Source organism: Brevibacterium sediminis (genome assembly GCF_024895295.1).
GTDB lineage: Bacteria > Actinomycetota > Actinomycetes > Actinomycetales > Brevibacteriaceae > Brevibacterium > Brevibacterium sediminis.
This window is the reverse complement of sequence record NZ_JAHQRN010000007.1, coordinates 165694-186023: the sequence shown is the minus strand read 5'-3', so window position 1 is coordinate 186023 and position 20330 is coordinate 165694. Positions and strand designations below refer to the sequence as shown.

Below are 20330 nucleotides of genomic sequence, written 5' to 3'. Positions count from 1 at the left end.
CTCTTCGGGGGCTGCGGCGGATCGGTGACGGACGTTGCCGTTCTGCCACACTCTGCGCACATCTCGCGCTCGATGAACTCATAGGTTGGTTTCAGAACACGCATTCGGGCGAACGACTCCCGGGTGCGAGAGACCGATCAAGGAGTCATCATGAAACGCATGAAGCGTGCCACCTTCACCGCTGCGGCCCTGCTCAGCTGCACACTCGCCTTCTCGGGCTGCTCGCTCATCAGCCAGGCCGTCCAGCCCGAACAGAGCCAGAGCGGAGAGCAGTCGAATGCCGACGCTCAGGATCAGGGCGACCAGGATCAGAACGCTCAGGGTCAGGGCGACCAGAACGGTCAGGAGTCGAGTGCCGACCAGAACGGCCAGGAACAGGCCGGACAGGACCAGACCGGCGGTCAGGACACGAGTTCCGATCAGTCGACCTCGGGCTCCTCGTCGTCGACCTCGTCGGCTGCCGGGTCCACGGGTTCGGACTCGGGAGCGTCGTCCGGCAGCCAGGGGCAGGTCAGCATCGGCGAAAGCTTCGAGGATCCGGAGATGCAGGACAAGATCGAGGTGCTCTCTGCGGTGCGGAACTTCGAGTCGTCCAAGAGGGCATCGGCGATCGAACTCGGGGGCGAAGTCGTCCTCCTCGAAGTCAAAATCACCCCAGGGCAGAAATACAGCGGACTCATCCAGTCCGGAGCATTCAAGATCTCCGAAGACGGCGGGGCGGACTACCGATACGACCAGACCGACGGCCTCGAAGCCGAAATGCGAGCTGCTGGCTACGAGCCCTTCGAAGACGTCAGACGCCGAGACGGCGGAACCCACCAGGGCTGGCTCGCCTATGTTCCGAACGAGAAGCAGGACGCCTACACGATCCGCTATGAACGCGGACCCGGCAAGGTGCTGGGAACCGACGAGAAGGTCCCGGAGTTCACGACGACCTTCGACATCCCCTCCGTCTGACTCTCGAGGCTGACTCGCGAGGGCGGCTGCGAACCGTGAGTCATGTGGCTGCGACCCGCCAAGCCTGAGTCAGGGCGGCGTCGGCCGACCAGGGAAATGCACATCGAGGCCGGTCTCCGAATTCGGAGACCGGCCTCGAGGCGTTGTCAGGCCCTGAGATCAGCCTTCGCTGAAGGCCTTCCAGTCCGAGACCTCGGACTCGGCGAGCTGAGCCGCGACACCGGTGTAGGTGGCGGGCGTGAGGGCCTTGAGCAGTTCGGCACGCTCCTCGGGCAGTCCGAGACCGTCGACGAACGTCTGCAGATCAGCTTGGTTGATGCGCTTGCCGCGAGTGAGTTCCTTGAGCGTTTCGTACGGGTTGTCCATTCCCGGCACGCCCTGCAGTCCGGCGGCACGCATGACCGACTGGACGGCTTCACCGAGGACCTCCCAGTTGCCGTCGAGGTCGGCGGCCAGAGCCTCCTCGTTGATGGTGAGCGCACCGAGGCCCTTGACCAGGTTGTTGAGCGCGAGGACCGAGTGGCCGTAGGCGACGCCGATATTGCGCTGCGAGGTCGAGTCGGTGAGGTCGCGCTGCATCCGCGAGGTGATCAGCGTTGAGCCGAGGGAGTCGAGCAGGGCGCAGGAGAGTTCGAGGTTCGCTTCGGCGTTCTCGAAGCGGATCGGGTTGACCTTGTGCGGCATCGTCGACGAACCGGTCGCACCGGCGACGGGGATCTGTTTGAAGTAGTTCATCGAGATGTAGGTCCACATATCGGTGGCCAGGTTGTGTGCGATCCGGTTGAACCGAGCGATATCGGCGAACAGCTCGGAGTTCCAGTCGTGGGACTCGATCTGCGTGGTCAGCGAGTTGAAGGTCAGCCCGAGACGGTCTTCGACGAAGGTGCGGGCGATCTGCGGCCAATCCGCTCCCGGCACAGCGGCCAGATGGGCCGAATAGGTGCCCGTGGCGCCGTTGATCTTGCCGAGGAACTCTGTGGCGGCGATGCGTTCGTACTGACGACGCAGGCGGTGGATGAAGACCGCGAGCTCCTTGCCCATCGTCGTCGGAGTGGCCGGCTGACCGTGGGTGTGGGCGAGCATCGGAACTTCGGCCACTTCCGCGGCGGACTCGGCGAGAGCGTCGATGAGGGCCTTCGCTCTCGGCAGCCACACCTGTTCGGTGGCACCCTTGATGCCGAGCGCCCAGGACAGGTTGTTGATGTCTTCGGACGTGCAGCAGAAGTGGACGAGCTCGCCGAGGTCCTCGGCGCCGATCGTCACTAGGGCTTCTTTGATTGTGTATTCGACGGCCTTGACGTCATGGACGGTGACGGCTTCATGAGCGGCCAGCGTGGCGATGGTGTCGGCGTCGAAGTCGGCGGCGAAGGCACGCAGTCCGTCGATCTCATCGGGGGTGAGGGTGCGAACGCCCTCGATCACCGAGTTCTGTGCGAGGTGGATGAACCATTCGATCTCAACGATGATGCGGTTGCGGTTGAGCGCCGCCTCGGAGAGGTGATCGACGAGGTCAGCGGTGTCTTTGCGGTAGCGACCATCAAGCGGTCCGAGAGCGATGGCGGGCGAGATTTCGGCAAGGGAAACAGTCGGCATGCCCTCATTTTCTCATGAGCGGCGAATCGGAGCGGCACCCGTCCGCGCCGACCGATCGCCAGGCGCCGGCGGGACCACGAGACTCGAGCATCGCCCCTTGTGGATTCGGTGGCGACTTCGACGCCTGTGCCCTGTGGATGCTCAAGGCTCTTCCCCAGCCTTGGAATCGAGGCTTCTCTGCTCGAGCCGCTGCCGCCTACGGTCGAGTGATTCGGGCACGGATGCCGAACAGGCAGGCGGGAGGGCAGAGTCATGATCACTGACGAATTGGAGCGCAATCGTGAGCAGTGGAGGCGGCGAGCGGAGGTGCTGCACTCCCTGGCGCAGAGCTGCCGCCAGATCGACGGATGGGATTCCCCGGCGGGAGCGCTGCTCGATGACCGAGTGGCCTCGTGCGCAGAATCGATCGACGAGTTGGGGGAGAGGGCGGAGAAGCTCGCCGAGGCGTATGACCTCCACCTGCAGGTCGTGTCGGTGGGCGGGCGGATCCAGCTGTGAACACTCACCCCACCGAACGTGAGGGCGCCGACATCGACAGTTGGATCGTCGTCGACCTCGACCGGATCAGCAGACTGCCCGAACGGCTGCGTCGTCTTTGGCCGCCCGATCTGCTCCCTCGCCGGGTCGACCGGGACTCCCGAGCCGCCTCGGCGGAGGAGGAAAGATCCAATGCAGCCGCAGGGACTGCGGCCGCAGGTTCGGGGACTGGCGCCGCGCCCTCGGGAATGGGCGAGGGCAGTGGGGGCGCGAAACGGGACCTCGATGTGCTCACCGCATGGCTGCGCGGCTTCGCCTCCGAACTCAACCGGGTGCGCACGCGCATCAGCGTCGTCGTGTCATCGGGAGTCGAAACCCTCCACCTGGCACTGTGCCTGGGGCCGGGGATCGCGCATGCGATCCTCGCGTTGCAGGGGGAGGGACTCGAAGACTTCGCGCGGCACCAGCTGCTGCGCCGGATCGAGCCGGGACGGATCGGGCACGTCGTCGAGGATCTCACCGAGCTCGTCGACCAGGACTGTGTGCTCACGCTCAGCTGGGCGTCCGGACGGGGTGCGACAGGACTGGAATTCCTCCGCCGAGAGGGCGGGGCATGGTTCCGGCCGGTCATCGAGCGCGCCGGCCACTCCGTCACCGTCGACGATGACGTCGACGCCGGCGAATCAGCGGTGCGAAAGCTGCTGAGCGCCGTGCTCACGCGGACGCTGACGGCAGGAGCTCCGAGTTGACGAAGTCAGCACTGACGGCGGCAGCGGCTGACGACCGGGAGTTCGCGGCCCCGTGGGCTCGTGGCACCAGCGACCGGCAGAGACCGGGGCATGAGGGCGGCAGCGACCGGGGCATGAGAGGAGACCCGCGATGATCGACTCGACGACCCGCGGAGGCGGGCGGATCACCGTCGACGAACGCGCCGACGGCAGCGGAGACGCACTGCAGAGCGTCATCGCCGATATCGGCGATCTGTCCATCGACGCCGCTGTCGGAGACTTCGACCTCGCGACCCTGCTCACCCAGGTCCCCGCCCCGGCGACGGCGCTCAACCTCGATGCCTGCCGGATCCGGTTCCACGCCCAGCTGACCGCCTCGGTGCTCGAACTCGAGGCCACACTGCTCGCCGTTCGAGCCGCTGCCTTCGCCTACCGGCAGGCGGAGAAGGGCATCAGCGAAGTCTTCGGCGGACTGCTCGACGCTCTCGGGTACGCGACCGGTCGCATCATCGCGCTCAGCCTGCCCGTCATCATTCCCGTCGCGCTCGTCGTCGGCGCCCAGGTCGTCGTGGTCACGAAGATCCTCGACGTCACCGGACTCGACGATGTCATCACCAAGCAGTTCGGCATCGACCTGGGCAAGACGAAGGCGAAAGCGAAGGAGGCGCTGATCACGTTCGCGTTCGAACAGTCCGACGTCACCGGGGCCGTCATCGAGCATGTGCTGCCGGGCTTCGTCGTCGGATTCTTCGGGCTGCCTCCCTTCATCCTCGACTCCGAAGGCGATCACGCGTTCTGGCCGCACGACTCGACGTCGATGACGATCTGGGTCCTGGCAGGTGCGAACGCGTTCGGACTGCTGCTGCCTTCGGATGTCGAGGTATGGAGGGCGAAAGGGCTGACTGCTCCGCACAAAGAACCGCCGCGTGACGTCGAAGACCTCTTCTCCCGCGAAGCGAACTGCCACCGCGGAGCCGATTCCGGACAGGTCCGCATCGAGGAGGTCGTCGGACCCGATGGGACGACCCGCTATATCGTCTACGTCCCCGCCACCACCGACTGGTCTCCGAAGTCGGGTGACAATACGACGGACCTGACGACCAACGTGCAGGGCATGGCCGGCAACGACACCGTGATGCGCGAAATGGTGCGCCAGGCGATCGCCGATGCCGGGATCGGCCGCGGCGCCGAGGTCATGCTCGTCGGCTATTCGCAGGGAGGAATCACCGCAGGCTCTCTGGCCGCGGACCCCGCGTTCCTCGACGATGTCAACGTCACTGCCCTGATGACGGTCGGTGCTCCGGTCTCCGATTTCGCCATTGATTCGGGAATCGACGTGCTTTCGATCGAGCACGAACAGGACCTCGTCCCCGATCTCGACGGCAATGAGAACCCGGCGACGAAGAACTGGTCGACGATCGCCGTCGACTACGACCCCGACGAACTGCGCAAGGTCCCCGAACTGGCGGACAAGACCGATGCCGAACTCGATGCGATGTTCGCCTCGGCCGGGGCAGCGCACTCCTCCGTCGCCTACGCGGCCTCGATCGGACTGCTGCTGAAGGGCGGGAATTCCGCAATCGACCGCTTCACCTCGAAGAACTCAGGCTTCTTCACCGGAGACCTTGCGAAGACGCGCGACTACCAGGGCAAGCGCAGACGTCATTGAACTCGGTTTCGCGGAACGGCACTCGGCATCGAAACGATGGGACACCCCGGTGTACCAACGGAGCTCATGGGACCTGCACTCGATCTCCCGAGGATGGGCCGCCCCGGCGAGCGATGGGATCGTGCGAATCCTGCACACGTCTTCCCGAAGAAGGGCCGCCTCGGTGCTCGGATGTGCATTGGTCGGACGATGGAGCATCTCTGCCGTGATCGACAATTGTCCACGGAACGCTTTGGAACTCGGCCACATGTGTCGAGCTCGGGCCATAGTCTGTTCCTGACCTGCACTTTTGATACTCGAACCGCATGGGGAGAGTGGCAAGCAGTGAGTGGATTCGGTATTGTGATATCACCTGTGAATCAGATCACTCGAGGGCGAGTTCTCACATCCGAGGGCCTGCCCGACGGACACGGTCCACCGCTGGTCACCTCCGGTGAAGATGGACCTCGAACAAAGGAGAACTGAAATGACCTCCAACATTTCAGTGGGAACCGGCGCTGCCCACAGTCAGTCCTCGGAGCCCAGAATGATCCAGATGCTCACCGAAGACGGAAACCGCGTCGAATCCGGTGAGTACGATGCCTTCGCCGCAGAACTCACCGATGAGGATCTGCGCGGCTTCTACCGGGATATGGTCCTGGTCCGCCGCATCGACGCCGAAGGAGCTGCTCTGCAGCGTCAGGGACAGTTGGGCCTGTGGGCACCTCTGTTCGGACAGGAAGCAGCCCAGATCGGCATGGGACGGGCCGCTCGCCCCCAAGACTTCGTCTTCCCCACCTACCGCGAACACGGCCTCGCCTACACCCGCGGTGTCGAACCCGAAACCCTGCTCAGCATCTTCCGCGGTCAGAACCACGGCGGCTGGGATCCGCAGGAGCACCGCTTCCACACCTACACCATCGTCATCGGCTCGCAGGCCCTGCACGCCACCGGCTACGCCATGGGCATCTCCATGGACGGCGACGTCGGCACCGGCGACATCGAACGCGACACTGTCTCCATCGCCTGCTTCGGCGATGGTGCGACCTCGCAGGGCGACGTCTCCGAAGCACTGACCTTCGCCGGAGCCTTCCACGCCCCAGTTCTGTTCTTCTGCCAGAACAACCAGTGGGCCATCTCCGAACCCACTCACGTCCAGTCCGCAGCCCCGCTGTCGACCCGCGGCGAAGGATTCGGAGTCCCCGGCATCCGCGTCGACGGCAACGACATCATCGCGATGTACTCCGTGGCCCGCGCCAGCCTCGACTCCGTGCGCGCCGGCCACGGCCCGATGCTCATCGAAGCCTTCACCTATCGTCGCGGCGCCCACACCACGGCCGATGATCCGACGAAGTACCGCGACAAGGCCGAAGAGGAGATCTGGGAGGACCGCGACCCGATCACCCGCCTCAAGGCCTACCTGGACAAGCACACCGAGACCAGCGACGAATTCTTCGCCGAGGTGGACGCCGAGGCCGACACACTCGCCGCCCGCATCCGCCACAACTGCATGACCATGGAGAACCCCGACGGCGTCGAGATGTTCGCCCATGTCACCGCGGAACCCCACTCCCTCGTCGACGAGGAACGTGCCGAATTCCTGGCATACCAGGCCTCGTTCGCCGATGCGGGTGAGGCCTGATGGAGAAACTTCCCCTCTCGAAGGCGATCACCGCCGGAATGCGCAAGGCCATGGAGGACGACCCGAAGGTCGTCCTCATCGGCGAGGACATCGGCAAACTCGGCGGCGTCTTCCGCGTCACCGAGGGTCTGCAGAAGGACTTCGGTCCGCAGCGTGTCATCGATGCCCCGCTGGCCGAATCCGGCATCGTCGGCACCTCGATCGGCATGGCCATCCGCGGCTACCGTCCCGTCATCGAGATCCAGTTCGACGCGTTCATCTTCCCGGCCTATGACCAGATCGTCACCCAGGTGGCGAAGCTGTACAACCGCACCCTGGGCAAAGAGAACATCCCGTTGGTCATCCGCGTGCCCTACGGCGGCGGCATCGGCTCACCCGAGCACCATTCGGAGAGCCCCGAGACCGTGTTCGCCCACCATGCGGGACTGCGGCTCATATCCCCGTCGAACGCTCATGACGCGTACTGGATGATCCAGGACGCAATCAAGAGCGAGGATCCGGTGATGTTCTTCGAACCCAAGCGCCGCTACTGGATGCGCGGGGACGTCGACACGTCGGCCCGAGGCGAGCTGGGCATGCATGACGCCCGCGTCGTGTCCGAAGGCACCGACGTCACCCTCGTCGCCTACGGCCCGCTGGTGCCGACCGCGCAGGACGTGGTCACCGCGGCCGCCGAGGAAGGCAAGAGCGTCGAACTCATCGACCTGCGCAGCCTCAACCCGATCGACTTCACCGCGATCGAGAAGTCCGTGACGAAGACCGGCCGACTGGTCGTCGCCCATGAGGCACCGACCTTCCTGGGGCTGGGTTCGGAGATCGCCGCGCGCATCACCGAACGCTGCTTCTTCAACCTCGAAGCCCCGGTCATCCGGGTCGGCGGCTACCACACCCCGTACCCCGGTTCGCGGATGGAAGAGCACTACCTGCCCGACCTCGATCGCATCTTCGATGGTGTCGATCGGGCCCTGTCCTACTGATTTCGAGGAGAGTCAAGAATGTCATTCGAATTTCCTCTTCCCGACGTCGGTGAGGGCCTGACCGAGGCCGACATCGTCGCGTGGAAGGTCGCCCCCGGCGACACTGTCACCGTCAACCAGATTCTCGTTGAGATCGAGACCGCGAAATCGCTCGTCGAGCTGCCCAGTCCGCAGGCCGGCACCGTCGGTGCGCTCCTTGTCGAGGAGGGCCAGACCATCGAGGTCGGCACCCCGATCATCCGGTTCGGCGGAGATGATGCCAACACCGAGGCGGCCCCCGCCTCCGCTGATGCGCCGGCTTCCGGTTCGGCTGAGAAGTCGGTCGATGCCTCCGGTGATGCCGACGGCGGAGCCACTCTCGTCGGTTATGGAGCGAAGGAGACGTCGTCGAAGCGGCGTCCGCGGAAGGGCGCTTCCGTCCCCGCTCCCGCCGCTGGCGCCGCTCCCGCAGCGTCAGCTGCCCCGGTTGCCTCAGCTGCCCAGGCACAGTCGGCGTCGGCACCTGCTCCGGCAGCGCAGTCGCAGTCCGCTTCGGCTCCCGCTTCACCGAGCAAGCCGCTGGCGAAGCCGCCCGTGCGGAAGCTCGCGAAGGATCTGGGGGTCGACCTCTCCCAGGTGACACCGACCGGGCCCCGCGGGGACGTCACGCGCGACGATGTGCACGCCGCCGCCAACCGGACCGCCGCTCCCACGTCGGGTGCGACGGCACCGGCGGCCGCCTCGGCGAGTGATCAGGGAGCGCTGGAAGAGCGTATCCCGTTCAAGGGCGTGACGAAGATGATGGCGAAGGCCATGGTCGATTCGGCATTCACGATGCCGCACGTCACCGAGTTCCTCGACGTCGACGTCACCGAGACGATGGCGATGGTCCGCCGGCTGAAGTCGACGAAGTTCCTGGGCGAGGACGTCAAGGTCTCGCCGCTGCTCATCGTCGCCAAGGCAGTGGCGTGGGCCGTGGGACGCAACCCGCGGATCAACTCGTGCCTCTCCGGCGACGAGATCGTCGTGAAGAAGTACGTCAACCTCGGCATCGCGGCCGCCACTCCGCGCGGGCTGATCGTGCCGAACATCAAGAACGCGCAGGCCATGGGTCTGGGCGAACTGGCGCAGGGCATACAGGATCTCACCGCTCTGGCGCGGTCGGGCAAGACACCGCCGGCCGATCAGGCCGGGGGCACGATCACGATCACGAATGTCGGCGTCTTCGGAGTCGATGCCGGTACGCCGATCATCAATCCGGGTGAGGCCGCGATCCTCGCATTCGGGCAGGTCCGGAAGAAGCCGTGGGTGGTGGGCGACGAGATCGTTCCGCGTGAGGTCACCACGCTGTCGGTCAGCGCCGATCATCGAGTCGTCGACGGCGAGATCATCTCGAAGTTCCTCGCCGACGTCGGCCGGGGTCTGGAGGACCCGACTCTGATGTTGGCCTGATTCTCGTTTTGGCGTCGGCTCCTAGCCGACTCTGGGAACTTGAGCGCCCCGGCTTCGCATAGTGCGAGGCTGGGGCGTTCTGTTCTCTTGGATGGTCGCGGCCCAGTCCGAGGCAGACAGCATATGTTCAAATCTGGGCTATCTGACTCAGACGGGGCCGTGAGCGGTTAGTAGGACGGTGACGATCGCCCTGCGCACGGGCGGAGCCGATTCTCAAACGCCAGGGCCGGTCCGACGGTGCGGTCTACCCGTCGAGGTAGGCGCTGTTGTCCTTGGGGCTGCCGTCTTTGACGAGTCGCTTGGCGATGCAGTGGTTGCGGTCGAGACCCCACGAGCGGCACTGGTCGAGGGCCTGCTCCGGATTGCTGTAGCCGGTGTCGACGACCGTGACCCAGTAGCTGCCGTCCTTGTACGAGGCCCAGTCGCCGCTGTGGATGAGGATTGCGCCCGGGTACTTGACCTTGTTGGCCTCGTACTCGTTGAGGATGTCCTGCGCTGACCAGGTCTTGCCGTCGGCCTTGAGGCCGACGTTCTTCGCGCTCACCTGAGTCACCCACTCACCTTCGAGGTCAGCGGCTTTCTCGGTGCCTTCTTCGGTATAGGCGTCGAGCTGGTCTTCCGGGCTCTTCGTCGGTTGGACAAGGTCATCCGAAGGGCTGGGCGACGAGCTGGCCGGCTCGCTGGATCCGACATCCACAGGGACGGTTCCCGAGGACGGCGCGAGCCACCGGATACCGAAGAATCCCACCAAGGCCAGAACCATGAGTATGGCGATGATGACGACAGCGATCTTCAGACCATTGCGCGAGGAAGAATCGTCTTGGACGGTGGGCGGAAACTGTGGGGAAGGAGGAGTCTGGGCTCCATTCTGTGTCGAGCCGCCGACGCCATTGCCGGCACCACCGCCGGCAGGCTGCTGAGACTGCTGAGAATTCACATACTGGTGGGAACCGGCAGAGTGAGCGTCATCGAAGGGTGAGCGTCCGGCAGGGGCGAAGACATTGCCGCTGCGAGCTTTCGAGATCGACTGTTCCCCCGTGTGCCGTTCGAGGTACTCGTAGTAGGTCGAGTTGTCGAAATCGGCAGACGAACGTTCCGCGTCATTCCCGTACGACGGGGTCTGACCAGCAGATTCACCTGAACCCTTGTGCCAGTCGTCGCTAGTCGCCGGACGAATGCGCGGCCTCTGTGGAACGTCGCTCATCAGTCCTCCTGAATGCCAGATGTGGTGGCAATCATCTACTTACCTTGGCACGAGTCGAGCAGTCGTTCAACAGGATCGCCGACAGGACGCGTTGCCGACGAAAGCCTACTGCGGAAATCACCGAGTTGGCTTGGCCCCAGCTGTGAAAGTCCCTCCGGGCGTCGACAAAGGTCCCTCCGGGCATCGATGACGACCGTACAAGCCCTTCCACGCGGGCGATTTCAGTGACGAAGGCCCCACCGCAGAAACCAGGATGAATTTGCCCTCCGGCCCGGCATCTCAGTAAGATTGATTCTTGTTGTGTCGTAGCGGGCAGGTCACCGATCGATCTGCTAGGACACACATGGTGCTCACCCACCGCTGCACTCCAGCTTCGGCCATCTCTCACAGGCTACGGCTTCAGCGCTGGTGAGACATCTCGCCCGAACGGGCAGACCTGTTTTGGCGTACACAATTTTCACGGTAACAGTCGAGAAAATTTGTTGATGTCTTCCGACATCGGCGCAAGCAAGCGGAGAGGGCACGCAAGTGCAATCCCGCAGGGGCTTGTTTCGAGAGTCGGTAACTTGTGAACTGGAGGAGAGACATGGCAGCAACCTGCCAGGTAACCGGGGCAGTCCCCGGTTTCGGACACAACGTGTCCCACTCGAAGCGCCGCACGAAGCGCCGCTTCAACCCGAACATTCAGAAAAAGCGCTACTACGTTCCGTCGCTGCGCCGCAACGTCACGCTGACCCTGTCCGCTAAGGGCATCAAGGTCATTGACGCTCGCGGAATCGACGCTGTGGTCAACGAACTCATCGCCAAGGGAGTGAAGCTCTGATGGCTAAGGCACAGGATGTTCGTCCCATCATCAAGCTCAAGTCGACGGCCGGCACCGGGTTCACCTACGTGACCCGCAAGAACCGCCGCAACACCCCGGACCGCATCGTGCTCAAGAAGTACGATCCCGTAGTCCGCAAGCACGTCGATTTCCGAGAGGAGCGCTGAGCGCACATGGCTAAGAAGTCAAAGATCGCAAAAGACAAGCAGCGTCGCGTCATCGTTGAACGCTATGCAGAGCGCCGCGCGACTCTCAAGCGTCAGCTGACCCACCCCGATTCCACCGATGAGCAGCGCGAGGAAGCACGCCTCGCACTGCAGAAGCTTCCCCGCGATGCTTCGCCGGTTCGCGTTCGCAACCGCGACCAGGTGGATGGTCGTCCGCGTGGCTACCTCCGGAAGTTCGGACTCTCGCGAGTTCGCTTCCGCGAAATGGCACACAACGGCGAGTTGCCCGGCGTTACCAAGTCGAGCTGGTAATCTCGAGGAAGTTCGTCATCGGAAAAACGGACCGGTGACCTACCGACTTGTCCTAAGGAGGACACTTTTATGGCTAAGAACCGCAGTGAGCTCGTTGCAGAAGTTGCCGAGAAGTCCGGCCTGACCCAGAAGCAGGTCTCGGACGTGCTCGATGGTGTCTTCGATGTCTTCTCCGACGTCGTGGCCAAGGGCGAAAAGCTCACCATCCCCGGCTGGCTCTCCGTTGAGCGCACCGAGCGTGCCGCTCGCAAGGGTCGCAACCCGCAGACCGGTGAAGAGATCCAGATCAAGGCCGGCTACTCCGTGAAGCTGTCCGCTGGTTCGAAGCTGAAGGGTGCCGCTGGCAGCCCGAACTGATCAACGCAGCAGCGTCGAATGGCCCGGATCGTATGATCCGGGCCGTTTGCTGTCTCTGAGCGTCTTCAAGCGTCTCAGACCGCCTTCGAACAGGGACGATCGTCGTCCCGTACGACTGAATACATCCTCGCCGAGGCGGCTCCCCGAGATCTCGACCACGAAGAGATCTCCCGGTTGGCAGTGCGGCGACGCCGAACGATATCCTTGGGTCATGTCAGAAGGGGCGGTCCGCACGCAGTGAGTTCTACAGGTTTCGAGCCGATCACACGGTTCGTGCAACGTGCCACGGTGCCCATCGTCGTCTTCCTCGGGGTGATCGCCGGTCTGGCCGCACTCTTCTTCACCGGAGCAGCCAACCCGACTCTGCTCAACGACCCCGGCTCTGTCGTTCGTTTCGGTCTTCCCGCAGCGAAGTTCGTCTTCAATATTGCGATGTCGCTGACCGTCGGCGCCCTCATGTTCGCCGTCCTCATCCTCCCGCGCACGGCTGGCGGTCGCGCCCGCCGGCACAAGGCCACGGACGATGACGTGCCTCTCGACCCGCTGTGGACGAAGGCCATTCAGATTGCCGAATACTCCTCGGTCGTGTGGACGCTGTCTGCGGTCGCCGTGCTCGTCTTCTCATTCGTCGATACTGTGGGCGCCCAGGCCTATCTCGACTTCTCGAACCAACTCGGCGTGTTCGTCACTCAGATCGCCTACGGGCAGCTGTGGGTGCTCATCGTCGTCCTCATCGCTGTCGCCTCGACCCTGTGCTTCGGCACCCGCTCCCATATCGGCATCGCCGCCGCCGGAGTGCTCAGCGTCGCCGTGATCCTCCCCTTGGCTCTGATGGGCCACTCCGCAGAGGCCTCCGGGCACACGCAGGCCGTCAACAGCCTCGGTCTGCACATCCTCGGCGCGGTCCTCTGGCTCGGTGGGCTCTTCGTCATCGCCCTGTTGGGCACCCGTCTGGCCGCTTCGAAGAACCTCAAGCCGGTCGTCGAACGGTATTCGACGATCGCCCTCATCGCCTTCGGCCTCATCGTCTTCTCCGGAGTCGTCAACTCGCTTCTGCGCGTGCAGGGCTTCGACGACCTCATGACCACGTACGGGCAGGTCATCCTCGCAAAGGCGTTCGCGACGGTCCTGCTCGGTCTGATCGGATTCTGGCACCGTCAGTTCGTCATTTCACGCTTGGGCACAGCCGCCTCGGCGACAGTGGAATTCTGGCGCCTCATCACCGTCGAATTCATCCTCTTCGGGGTCACGATGGGAATGGCCGTGGCCTTGGCCCGGTCACAGCCGCCCGTGCCGCAGGAGCCGGTGGGCGACCCCACCCCGGCCGAGATCCTCACCGGTGATCCGCTGCCGCCGAAGCCGAATCTGTCCCGCTACTTCAGCGAATGGTCGATGGATCCGCTGTGGATCGCGATCGCAGCGGGCGCCTCGATCGCCTACGTCGTGGCGTTCATCAACCTCCGCCGCCGAGGCGACAAATGGCCGGTGCTGCGCCTCATCAGTTGGCTGGTGGGCATGGTCTTCCTCGTCTACGTCACCTCGGGCGGACCCCGGGTCTACGGCGAGGTGCAGTTCTCCGCGCACATGATCGAGCACATGCTCCTGGTCATGGTCGTACCCCTGCCGCTCGTGCTCGGCGCACCGATCACGATGCTCATGCGCGGAACGAAGGCGCGCACGGACGGGTCCGAAGGCCTGCGCGAATGGGTGCTCTGGCTCGTCCATACTCCGTACCTGCGCTTCTTCGCGCACCCGATCGTGGCGAGTGTGAACTTCGCGGGTTCGCTGGTCGTCTTCTACTACTCGGGAATCATGTACTACGCGCTCGATACTCATATCGGGCACGAACTGATGATCGCGCACTTCCTCGGCGCCGGGTACCTGTTCGCCCAAGCCCTCATCGGCATCGATCCGGGCGTCAAGCGCCCTGTCTTCCCGATGCGGCTCGTGATGCTGTTGGTGACGATGGCCTTCCACGCCTTCTTCGGCATTTCGATCATGAGTTCGAACGTCCTGATCGCCGGAGACTGGTTCGGCAACGTCGGCGCAGGATGGGGCTACACGGCGATCGACGACCAGCAGCTCGGCGGTTCCATCGCGTGGGGCATCGGCGAATTCCCGACCCTGTTCATCGCGATCATGGTCTGCGTCCAATGGGCGAAGTCCTCGGACCGGGAGGCCAAGCGCATCGACCGCAGCGAAGACCGCACCGACGACGCCGAGCTGCGCGCCTACAATGCGATGCTCGCCTCGATGGCCGAACGCGATGCGAAGGCGCCTCCGCGCCGACGGTGAGTTTCGGGGTTGTGCTCCATGCGCTGACTGCGGTGGTACCTCGATGGCCGGCGTGGTGATCAGACGCGGGGGAGCTGGCCTGACGCGCAGGGACGATTCGCGCCGCAATGGGCCTTGCGAGCTCGCAGCAGTCTCAGCTGACTGCTGCACAACCGCTGTGCACGAATGTGCACCGGAAATTCTCGGATTATGGCCAGGTCGTTACCAAAAACTCCGTAACGTGGCGCACACTGATCCTTGGATGAGAAATATCCAAGCGCCCGAAACACTGCGCTGAAGCAGGGGTACACCGGCCGCACCGATGCGGTCTGAGTGCCCCGGGCTGTCAGCCGGTCGGCGCCGGAGCAAGCCTATTCGCGCATTCAACGGTGACGCGGATTGTGGAAACGAAGGAGTCCCATGAGTTCTCAGAACAATGCTGAGAGGAAGTCGATCCGCGCTCAGCTGCGCAAGGTCGTCGCTGCCTCGATGGCCGGAACGGTCGTCGAATGGTACGAGTTCTTCCTCTACGGTTCGGCCGCCACGCTGGTGTTCAACCACATTCTGTTCCCGCCTTCCGACAATCCGCTGACGCCGATCCTGGCAGGCTTCGCCACCTACGCAGTCGGATTCATCGCCCGCCCCGTCGGCGGCATCGTCTTCGGTCACTTCGGCGACAAGTACGGACGCAAGAAGCTGCTGCAGCTCTCGATCGTCCTCGTCGGTGTGGCCACGTTCCTCATGGGCTGTCTGCCGACCTTCGACCAGATCGGCTACCTCGCTCCGATCCTGCTCGTGCTGCTGCGTGTGGTCCAGGGCTTCGCAGTCGGCGGCGAATGGGGCGGAGCTGTCCTCCTCGTGGCCGAGCACGCTCCGAACAAGGAGCGCGGTTTCTGGGCATCATTCCCGCAGTCCGGCGTGCCCTTGGGCAACCTGCTGGCCACCGCGGTTCTCTTCGTTCTCACTGCAACGCTGACCGAAGAGCACTTCCTGTCGTGGGGCTGGCGCATTTCGTTCTGGCTCTCGGCCGTCATCGTCCTCATCGGCTACTACATCCGCACCCGAGTCTCCGATGCGCCGATCTTCGACGAGGTTCAGGCCGAGGAGATCGAAGAAGGCGTAGACTACGGCATCAAGGCCGTATTCAAGCGCTACCCGCGTGAGGTCTTCGCCGCGATGGGCCTGCGCTTCGTCGAGAACATCCACTACTACCTCGTGGTGACCTTCTCGATCACCTACCTCGCCACGCAGGTGAAGATCGAATCCGCCGAGATCCTCGGCCTCCTCCTCGGCGCCCATGCGATCCACGCAGTCCTCGTTCCGCTCGTCGGTGCCGCCACCGACCGGATCGGACGCAAGATGCCCTACGCCGTGGGCATCATCCTGACCGCGACCTGGGGCTTCTTCGCCTTCCCGATGTACGACACCGGCAGTGCCGGCATGATCTTCCTCGCCCTCCTCATCGGTCTCGTCTTCCACGCACTGATGTACGCGGGCCAGCCGGCGATCATGTCCGAGATGTTCCCGACCCGCATGCGCAACTCGGGCGTCTCGACCGGCTACCAGGTGACGGCCATCGTCGCTGGATCCTTCGCGCCGATCATCGCCACCGCACTGCTCGACGCCTTCGGCTCCTCGGTGCCGATCGCACTCTACCTGCTGGCCGCTGCGATCATCTCGTTCATCGCACTCATGTTCACCCGCGAGACCAAGGGGATCGACCTGCGCTCGCTCGACCATGCAGACAAGGTGCGCCGCGGAGTCGCCACGGCCAGCTGAGGCCGGATGGTGACCCGGTGAGGGGCGGTGTCGGTGAATATCGGCACCGCCCCTTTGCCTGGCGCCGACCTCACCTGTCGGACTGCGACCTACGCTCGGCAGCCGCCTCGGCGCCCACCTCGATGATTCCTCGGCCTCCGCAGGGTGGAAGATGGACACGTACGACAGACTCGAACCACGAAAGGCACATCTCATGGGAGACCTCACCGGCAAACGCGCCCTCGTCACCGGCGGAGCATCCGGGCTCGGAAAAGCGATCGCTCAGTCGTTCGCACGGGCCGGTGCTTCTGTCATCGTCGCCGATGTCGACGCCGACTCGGCACAGGCCGTCGCCGACGAGTTCGGCGGTGAAGCGTGGGCAGTCAACCTGGCGGACACCTCGGCGCTGGACGGCACCGAGCTCGACGTCGACATCCTCGTCAACAACGCCGGCATCCAGCGGATCCACCCGATCACGGAGTTTCCGCTCGAGGACTGGCGGCTGATCAATACGCTCATGCTCGAAGCGCCGTTCGTGCTCACGAAGGCGGTGCTGCCGAAGATGTACGAACGCGGTTGGGGGCGCATCATCAACCTCTCCTCCGTCCACGGTCTGCGGGCCTCGGCGAACAAGTCCGCGTACGTCGCGGCCAAGCACGGTCTCATGGGACTGACGAAGACGACTGCGCTCGAGGCCGGCCCGCACGGAGTGACGTGCAATGCGATCAACCCCGGCTACGTGCTCACGCCACTGGTGAAGGGACAGATCGCCGATCAGGCGAAGACTCACGGCATCAGCGAGGACGAGGTCCTCGAGCAGGTCTTCCTCGGCCATTCCGCGGTGCCCAAGCTCGCCGAACCCGAGGACGTCGCGGCGATCGCGACCTTCCTGGCAGGGGACCATGCCGCAGTCATCAACGGCAGCGCTCACAGCATCGACGGCGGCTGGGTGGCCGCCTGAACTCTCCAGCATCTCGCTCCCCCTCCCAGAACTACCTGACGGCGGCCCAGCAACCTCGCGCGAGGTAGCTGGGCCGCCGTCAGGTAGCAATTAGAGGGATTCTAGGACTTTGCGGACTCCGGCGTTGCGCAGGGACTCGTGGCGGACCGAGGCCCAATACGACACCTGCTTGGAGAACAGCTCGGGCAGCACCTGCACCAAGCGGGAGTTTCCGTGGGCGAGGAAGTCGGGCAGGATGCCGATCCCGGCACCGTGCGAGGTCGCGAGCACATGCGCATGCACCGAGGTAGACCGGAAGAATCCCTTCCCGCGCGGAAGTGCGTCGGCCGCCTCGTCGAGATCATCGACCCGCAGCGAATTCTCGATGTAGTAGACCATCCGGTGGTCGGCCAGATCATCCAGCGTCTGCGGCATCGGATGCGAGGCGATGTAATCCTGCGAAGCGTAGAGCTGGAGCCGGTAGTCGCGGATGTGCTTGGCGATCGAGCGCGGGGCATCCGGACGTCCCACGACGATTTCGATATCGACGCCCGACCGATACTGCCGGGCCCGCTGCGTAGCGGTGATCAGTTCGATCTGCAGTCCCGGGTGCTGCTCCTGCAGTTCGGTAAGCGCCGGAACGGCGTACTCAAGGGCGAAGGCCTGCGGGCACGCCAGCCGGATCGTTCCGGACAGAGCGGAATTCGAATGCGCATCGATGCGCCCCAGAGCGGCCTCGATGTCCTCGGCGATCGGCAGCAGCTGACGCCCGGCGGCGCTGAGCTCCCACCCGTCGGGCGAGGCCACGAGCACGCGATCGCCGTACGCCTTCTCAAGCGCGGCGATGCGTCTGGACACGGTCGTGTGGTTGAGGCCGAGGCTGTGTGCCGCGGCCGTGAACTTCCCCAGCCGGGCGACGGCGAGCAGAGTCAGCAGATCCTCGGGGGCGATCTGCGGACCGGAACTGCCAGGTGCATAGGAAGCCATAGTGGCCCCATTCTATCTGCGTACGCGCACATAACCGGTGCGGAAGAGGTGAGGCTCCCCGCCGGGCTTCGGCGCGTTCACTGGCGTACTGTGAGAGGGAACACGTAAGAGTTGCTGAACATGATGCGAGGAGGCATATTATGTCGACGATTGGATGGGTTGGCCTGGGAAATATGGGCCGCCCGATGACTGCGAACCTGGTCAAGGCCGGTCACACCGTCAATGGTTTCGATCTCGTCCCCGAGGCCGTGGACGCAGCCGCGAAGAGCGGGGTGAACCCCGTGAGTTCCATCGCCGAGGCGGTCGCCGGTGCCGATATCGTCTTCACGATGCTGCCCAAGGGCGAGCACGCGCGCACCGCATACCTCGAGCCCGACGGAGTCCTGGCCAACGCAGACCGGAAGACCCTCCTCATCGATTCCTCGACGATCGACTTCGATTCGGCCCGCCTCCTCCACTCCGAGGCGAAGAAGGCAGGCTTCCGCCTCATCGACGGTCCCGTCTCCGGCGGCGTCACCGGTGCCGAGGCCGGCACCTTGACGTTCATGCTCGGCGGCGACGACGCCGACATCGAAGAGGCCCGACCCGTCATCGAGGCAATGGCCGGGAACATCTTCCACGCCGGCGGTGACGCCGCAGGTCAGGCCGCGAAGATCGTCAACAACATGATGCTCTCGATCAGCCTTCAGGGTGTCGTCGAAGGCGCTGTGCTGGCCGATCGCTTCGGCCTCGATCCGAAGGTCTTCCACGATATTGCCAAGGTGTCCTCCGGCGACTCCTGGCCGCTGCGGACCTGGTATCCGGTGCCCGGCGTGACCACCACGGCCGCGGCGAACAACGAGTTCAAGCCCGGTTTCGCCACCGCACTCATGCACAAGGACGTCGGCCTGGCCCTCGCCGGCGCCGAGACCCAGGGAGTCGACCTCCCGGCGGCCACCCTCGTCCATGCGCAGCTGCAGAAGCTCATTGACGAAGACCTCGGCGGACTCGACACCTCCGCGCTGATCAAGAACATCGACCCGAACGCCGAGGGCCTGCCGAAGTAAGCACTCAACCGACGCCGATGCGGTTGGAACAACCGACGCCGAGGCGGTTGGAACAAGCACAGCCCGCTCACAACGGCGGCACCGAGCTGCGGACGATCCAGGTCGAGGAAACACGATGATTTCGACCCGGATCGTCCGCATTTCGTTTCTCGGCTGGGCATCCTCGGCGACCTGAAACTTCGCGCGGCTCATGCAAGACTGGAGACATGAGTACGCCTGATTCCCCCTCACTGTCCGCCGACGACATCGCAGCCATCATCGGCAACCTCGACGAGGTGGCTGACCGTGCCCGCGCCGCCGCCGAGTCGAGCGGTCGCAGCGGTGACGATGTGCGCGTGCTGCTGGCCACGAAGACGCAGCCGGCAGAGAAGATCCGCGTCGCCCTCGAGCACGGGTTCACCCTCATCGGCGAGAACAAGGTGCAGGAGATCACCGGCAAGGCCGAGGCTCTCGCCGACCTCAACCCCGAGACCCACCTCATCGGACCCCTGCAGAAGAACAAGGTCAATCACACCCTGCGGCACGCTCACTGCATCCAGTCCGTCGATAACCTCCCGCTGGCCGAGAAGATCAACAACCGTCTCGACGTCCTCGATGAGACCATCGACTACTTCATCCAGGTCAACACCTCCCGCGAAGACTCGAAGTTCGGTGTCGCGCCCGAAGACGCCGAGGAACTCATCACCGCGACCCGGAAGCTCGGCCGGATGCGGCTGCGCGGACTCATGACGATCGGCCTTCCCGGCACCAGTCCCGAAGAGATCCGCCCAAGCTACTCCGACCTGCGCGAACTCAGCGAGAAGCTGCGCGGGGCCGGGGTCATGCCCGCCGAGGCGACCGAGCTGTCGATGGGCATGAGCAACGACTTCGAACTCGCCATCGCCGAAGGCGCCACGATCGTCCGAGTCGGCTCGAGCATCTTCGGCGCCCGCGACTACACCTGAGGCGGGTCCGCGCGGCATGCCCGCACATGGCGCGGCTCTCACACGGCGCGATCAGCACATGACGC

At 64.3% G+C, this 20330-nt stretch carries 19 protein-coding genes; 16 read left to right on the top strand and 3 right to left on the bottom strand.

The genetic code is table 11. The annotated features are described in order from the left end of the window. Nucleotides 1–150: 150 nt before the first annotated feature. The gene (locus KTJ89_RS16100; RefSeq protein WP_139909345.1) at nucleotides 151–957 is read left to right on the top strand and encodes a transcriptional regulator; all 807 of its coding nucleotides are present in this window, start codon (nucleotides 151–153) and stop codon (nucleotides 955–957) included. Between the two features lie 159 nt (nucleotides 958–1116). Here KTJ89_RS16100 and purB read toward each other — a convergent pair whose 3' ends face one another. After that, a complete protein-coding gene (gene purB, locus KTJ89_RS16095) occupies nucleotides 1117–2550 on the bottom strand; it encodes an adenylosuccinate lyase (protein ID WP_139909344.1) in 1434 nt (477 codons plus the stop codon). A gap of 252 nt (nucleotides 2551–2802) precedes the next feature. Here purB and KTJ89_RS16090 point away from each other — a divergent pair, with 252 nt between their 5' ends. The 6 genes from KTJ89_RS16090 (at nucleotide 2803) to KTJ89_RS16065 (ending at nucleotide 9453) form a co-directional block, all read left to right on the top strand. Beyond that, nucleotides 2803–3048: a hypothetical protein gene (locus KTJ89_RS16090; RefSeq protein WP_139909343.1), complete on the top strand. Its 246-nt coding sequence runs from the start codon at nucleotides 2803–2805 to the stop codon at nucleotides 3046–3048. After that, on the top strand, nucleotides 3045–3776 hold the full coding sequence (locus KTJ89_RS16085) for a hypothetical protein (protein ID WP_259358456.1): 732 nt from the start codon (nucleotides 3045–3047) through the stop codon (nucleotides 3774–3776). Before KTJ89_RS16090 ends, KTJ89_RS16085 begins: the two co-directional genes overlap by 4 nt. 130 nt (nucleotides 3777–3906) lie before the next feature. Continuing rightward, nucleotides 3907–5424, top strand: coding sequence for a hypothetical protein (locus tag KTJ89_RS16080; RefSeq protein ID WP_259358455.1), 1518 nt, complete (start codon nucleotides 3907–3909; stop codon nucleotides 5422–5424). Between the two features lie 466 nt (nucleotides 5425–5890). Next, complete coding sequence (gene pdhA / locus KTJ89_RS16075) at nucleotides 5891–7045, top strand: pyruvate dehydrogenase (acetyl-transferring) E1 component subunit alpha (protein ID WP_169253557.1); 1155 nt, start codon at nucleotides 5891–5893, stop codon at nucleotides 7043–7045. Continuing rightward, on the top strand, nucleotides 7045–8022 hold the full coding sequence (locus tag KTJ89_RS16070) for an alpha-ketoacid dehydrogenase subunit beta (protein ID WP_139467455.1): 978 nt from the start codon (nucleotides 7045–7047) through the stop codon (nucleotides 8020–8022). The genes pdhA and KTJ89_RS16070 overlap by 1 nt, the downstream gene beginning before the upstream one ends. An 18-nt stretch (nucleotides 8023–8040) precedes the next feature. Then, nucleotides 8041–9453, top strand: coding sequence for a dihydrolipoamide acetyltransferase family protein (locus KTJ89_RS16065; protein ID WP_259358454.1), 1413 nt, complete (start codon nucleotides 8041–8043; stop codon nucleotides 9451–9453). A 244-nt stretch (nucleotides 9454–9697) separates the two neighbouring features. Here the strand turns inward: KTJ89_RS16065 and KTJ89_RS16060 are convergent, their stop codons facing one another. Further along, a complete protein-coding gene (locus tag KTJ89_RS16060) occupies nucleotides 9698–10657 on the bottom strand; it encodes a protein kinase (RefSeq protein ID WP_259358453.1) in 960 nt (319 codons plus the stop codon). Between the two features lie 586 nt (nucleotides 10658–11243). On the opposite strand from KTJ89_RS16060, the gene rpmB reads away from it, so the two are divergent. From rpmB to KTJ89_RS16025, 7 genes are all read left to right on the top strand, one after another. Then, nucleotides 11244–11480 carry a 50S ribosomal protein L28 gene (rpmB, locus tag KTJ89_RS16055; RefSeq protein WP_025779147.1) on the top strand — a complete coding sequence of 79 codons (237 nt, stop codon included), beginning with the start codon at nucleotides 11244–11246 and terminating at the stop codon, nucleotides 11478–11480. Beyond that, nucleotides 11480–11647, top strand: coding sequence for a 50S ribosomal protein L33 (gene rpmG / locus KTJ89_RS16050; protein ID WP_039211931.1), 168 nt, complete (start codon nucleotides 11480–11482; stop codon nucleotides 11645–11647). The genes rpmB and rpmG overlap by 1 nt, the downstream gene beginning before the upstream one ends. A 6-nt stretch (nucleotides 11648–11653) precedes the next feature. After that, nucleotides 11654–11959, top strand: coding sequence for a 30S ribosomal protein S14 (gene rpsN, locus KTJ89_RS16045; protein WP_025779151.1), 306 nt, complete (start codon nucleotides 11654–11656; stop codon nucleotides 11957–11959). A 69-nt stretch (nucleotides 11960–12028) separates the two neighbouring features. After that, nucleotides 12029–12316: an HU family DNA-binding protein gene (locus KTJ89_RS16040; RefSeq protein WP_025779153.1), complete on the top strand. Its 288-nt coding sequence runs from the start codon at nucleotides 12029–12031 to the stop codon at nucleotides 12314–12316. Nucleotides 12317–12553: 237 nt separating this feature from the next. Then, entirely contained in the window at nucleotides 12554–14611 is a 2058-nt protein-coding gene (locus tag KTJ89_RS16035) for a bifunctional copper resistance protein CopD/cytochrome c oxidase assembly protein (RefSeq protein WP_259358452.1), read from the top strand. 399 nt (nucleotides 14612–15010) lie between these two features. Further along, the gene (locus tag KTJ89_RS16030) at nucleotides 15011–16369 is read left to right on the top strand and encodes an MFS transporter (RefSeq protein ID WP_139467449.1); all 1359 of its coding nucleotides are present in this window, start codon (nucleotides 15011–15013) and stop codon (nucleotides 16367–16369) included. 193 nt (nucleotides 16370–16562) lie between these two features. After that, nucleotides 16563–17309, top strand: coding sequence for a 3-hydroxybutyrate dehydrogenase (locus KTJ89_RS16025; protein WP_259358451.1), 747 nt, complete (start codon nucleotides 16563–16565; stop codon nucleotides 17307–17309). 90 nt (nucleotides 17310–17399) lie between these two features. Here KTJ89_RS16025 and KTJ89_RS16020 read toward each other — a convergent pair whose 3' ends face one another. After that, entirely contained in the window at nucleotides 17400–18275 is an 876-nt protein-coding gene (locus tag KTJ89_RS16020; RefSeq protein ID WP_259358450.1) for a LysR family transcriptional regulator, read from the bottom strand. A gap of 140 nt (nucleotides 18276–18415) precedes the next feature. Here KTJ89_RS16020 and mmsB point away from each other — a divergent pair, with 140 nt between their 5' ends. Both mmsB and KTJ89_RS16010 read left to right on the top strand, forming a co-directional pair. Continuing rightward, the gene (gene mmsB / locus KTJ89_RS16015) at nucleotides 18416–19321 is read left to right on the top strand and encodes a 3-hydroxyisobutyrate dehydrogenase (RefSeq protein WP_139468974.1); all 906 of its coding nucleotides are present in this window, start codon (nucleotides 18416–18418) and stop codon (nucleotides 19319–19321) included. Nucleotides 19322–19527: 206 nt separating this feature from the next. Continuing rightward, nucleotides 19528–20265: a YggS family pyridoxal phosphate-dependent enzyme gene (locus KTJ89_RS16010; protein ID WP_259358449.1), complete on the top strand. Its 738-nt coding sequence runs from the start codon at nucleotides 19528–19530 to the stop codon at nucleotides 20263–20265. Nucleotides 20266–20330: the final 65 nt, after the last annotated feature.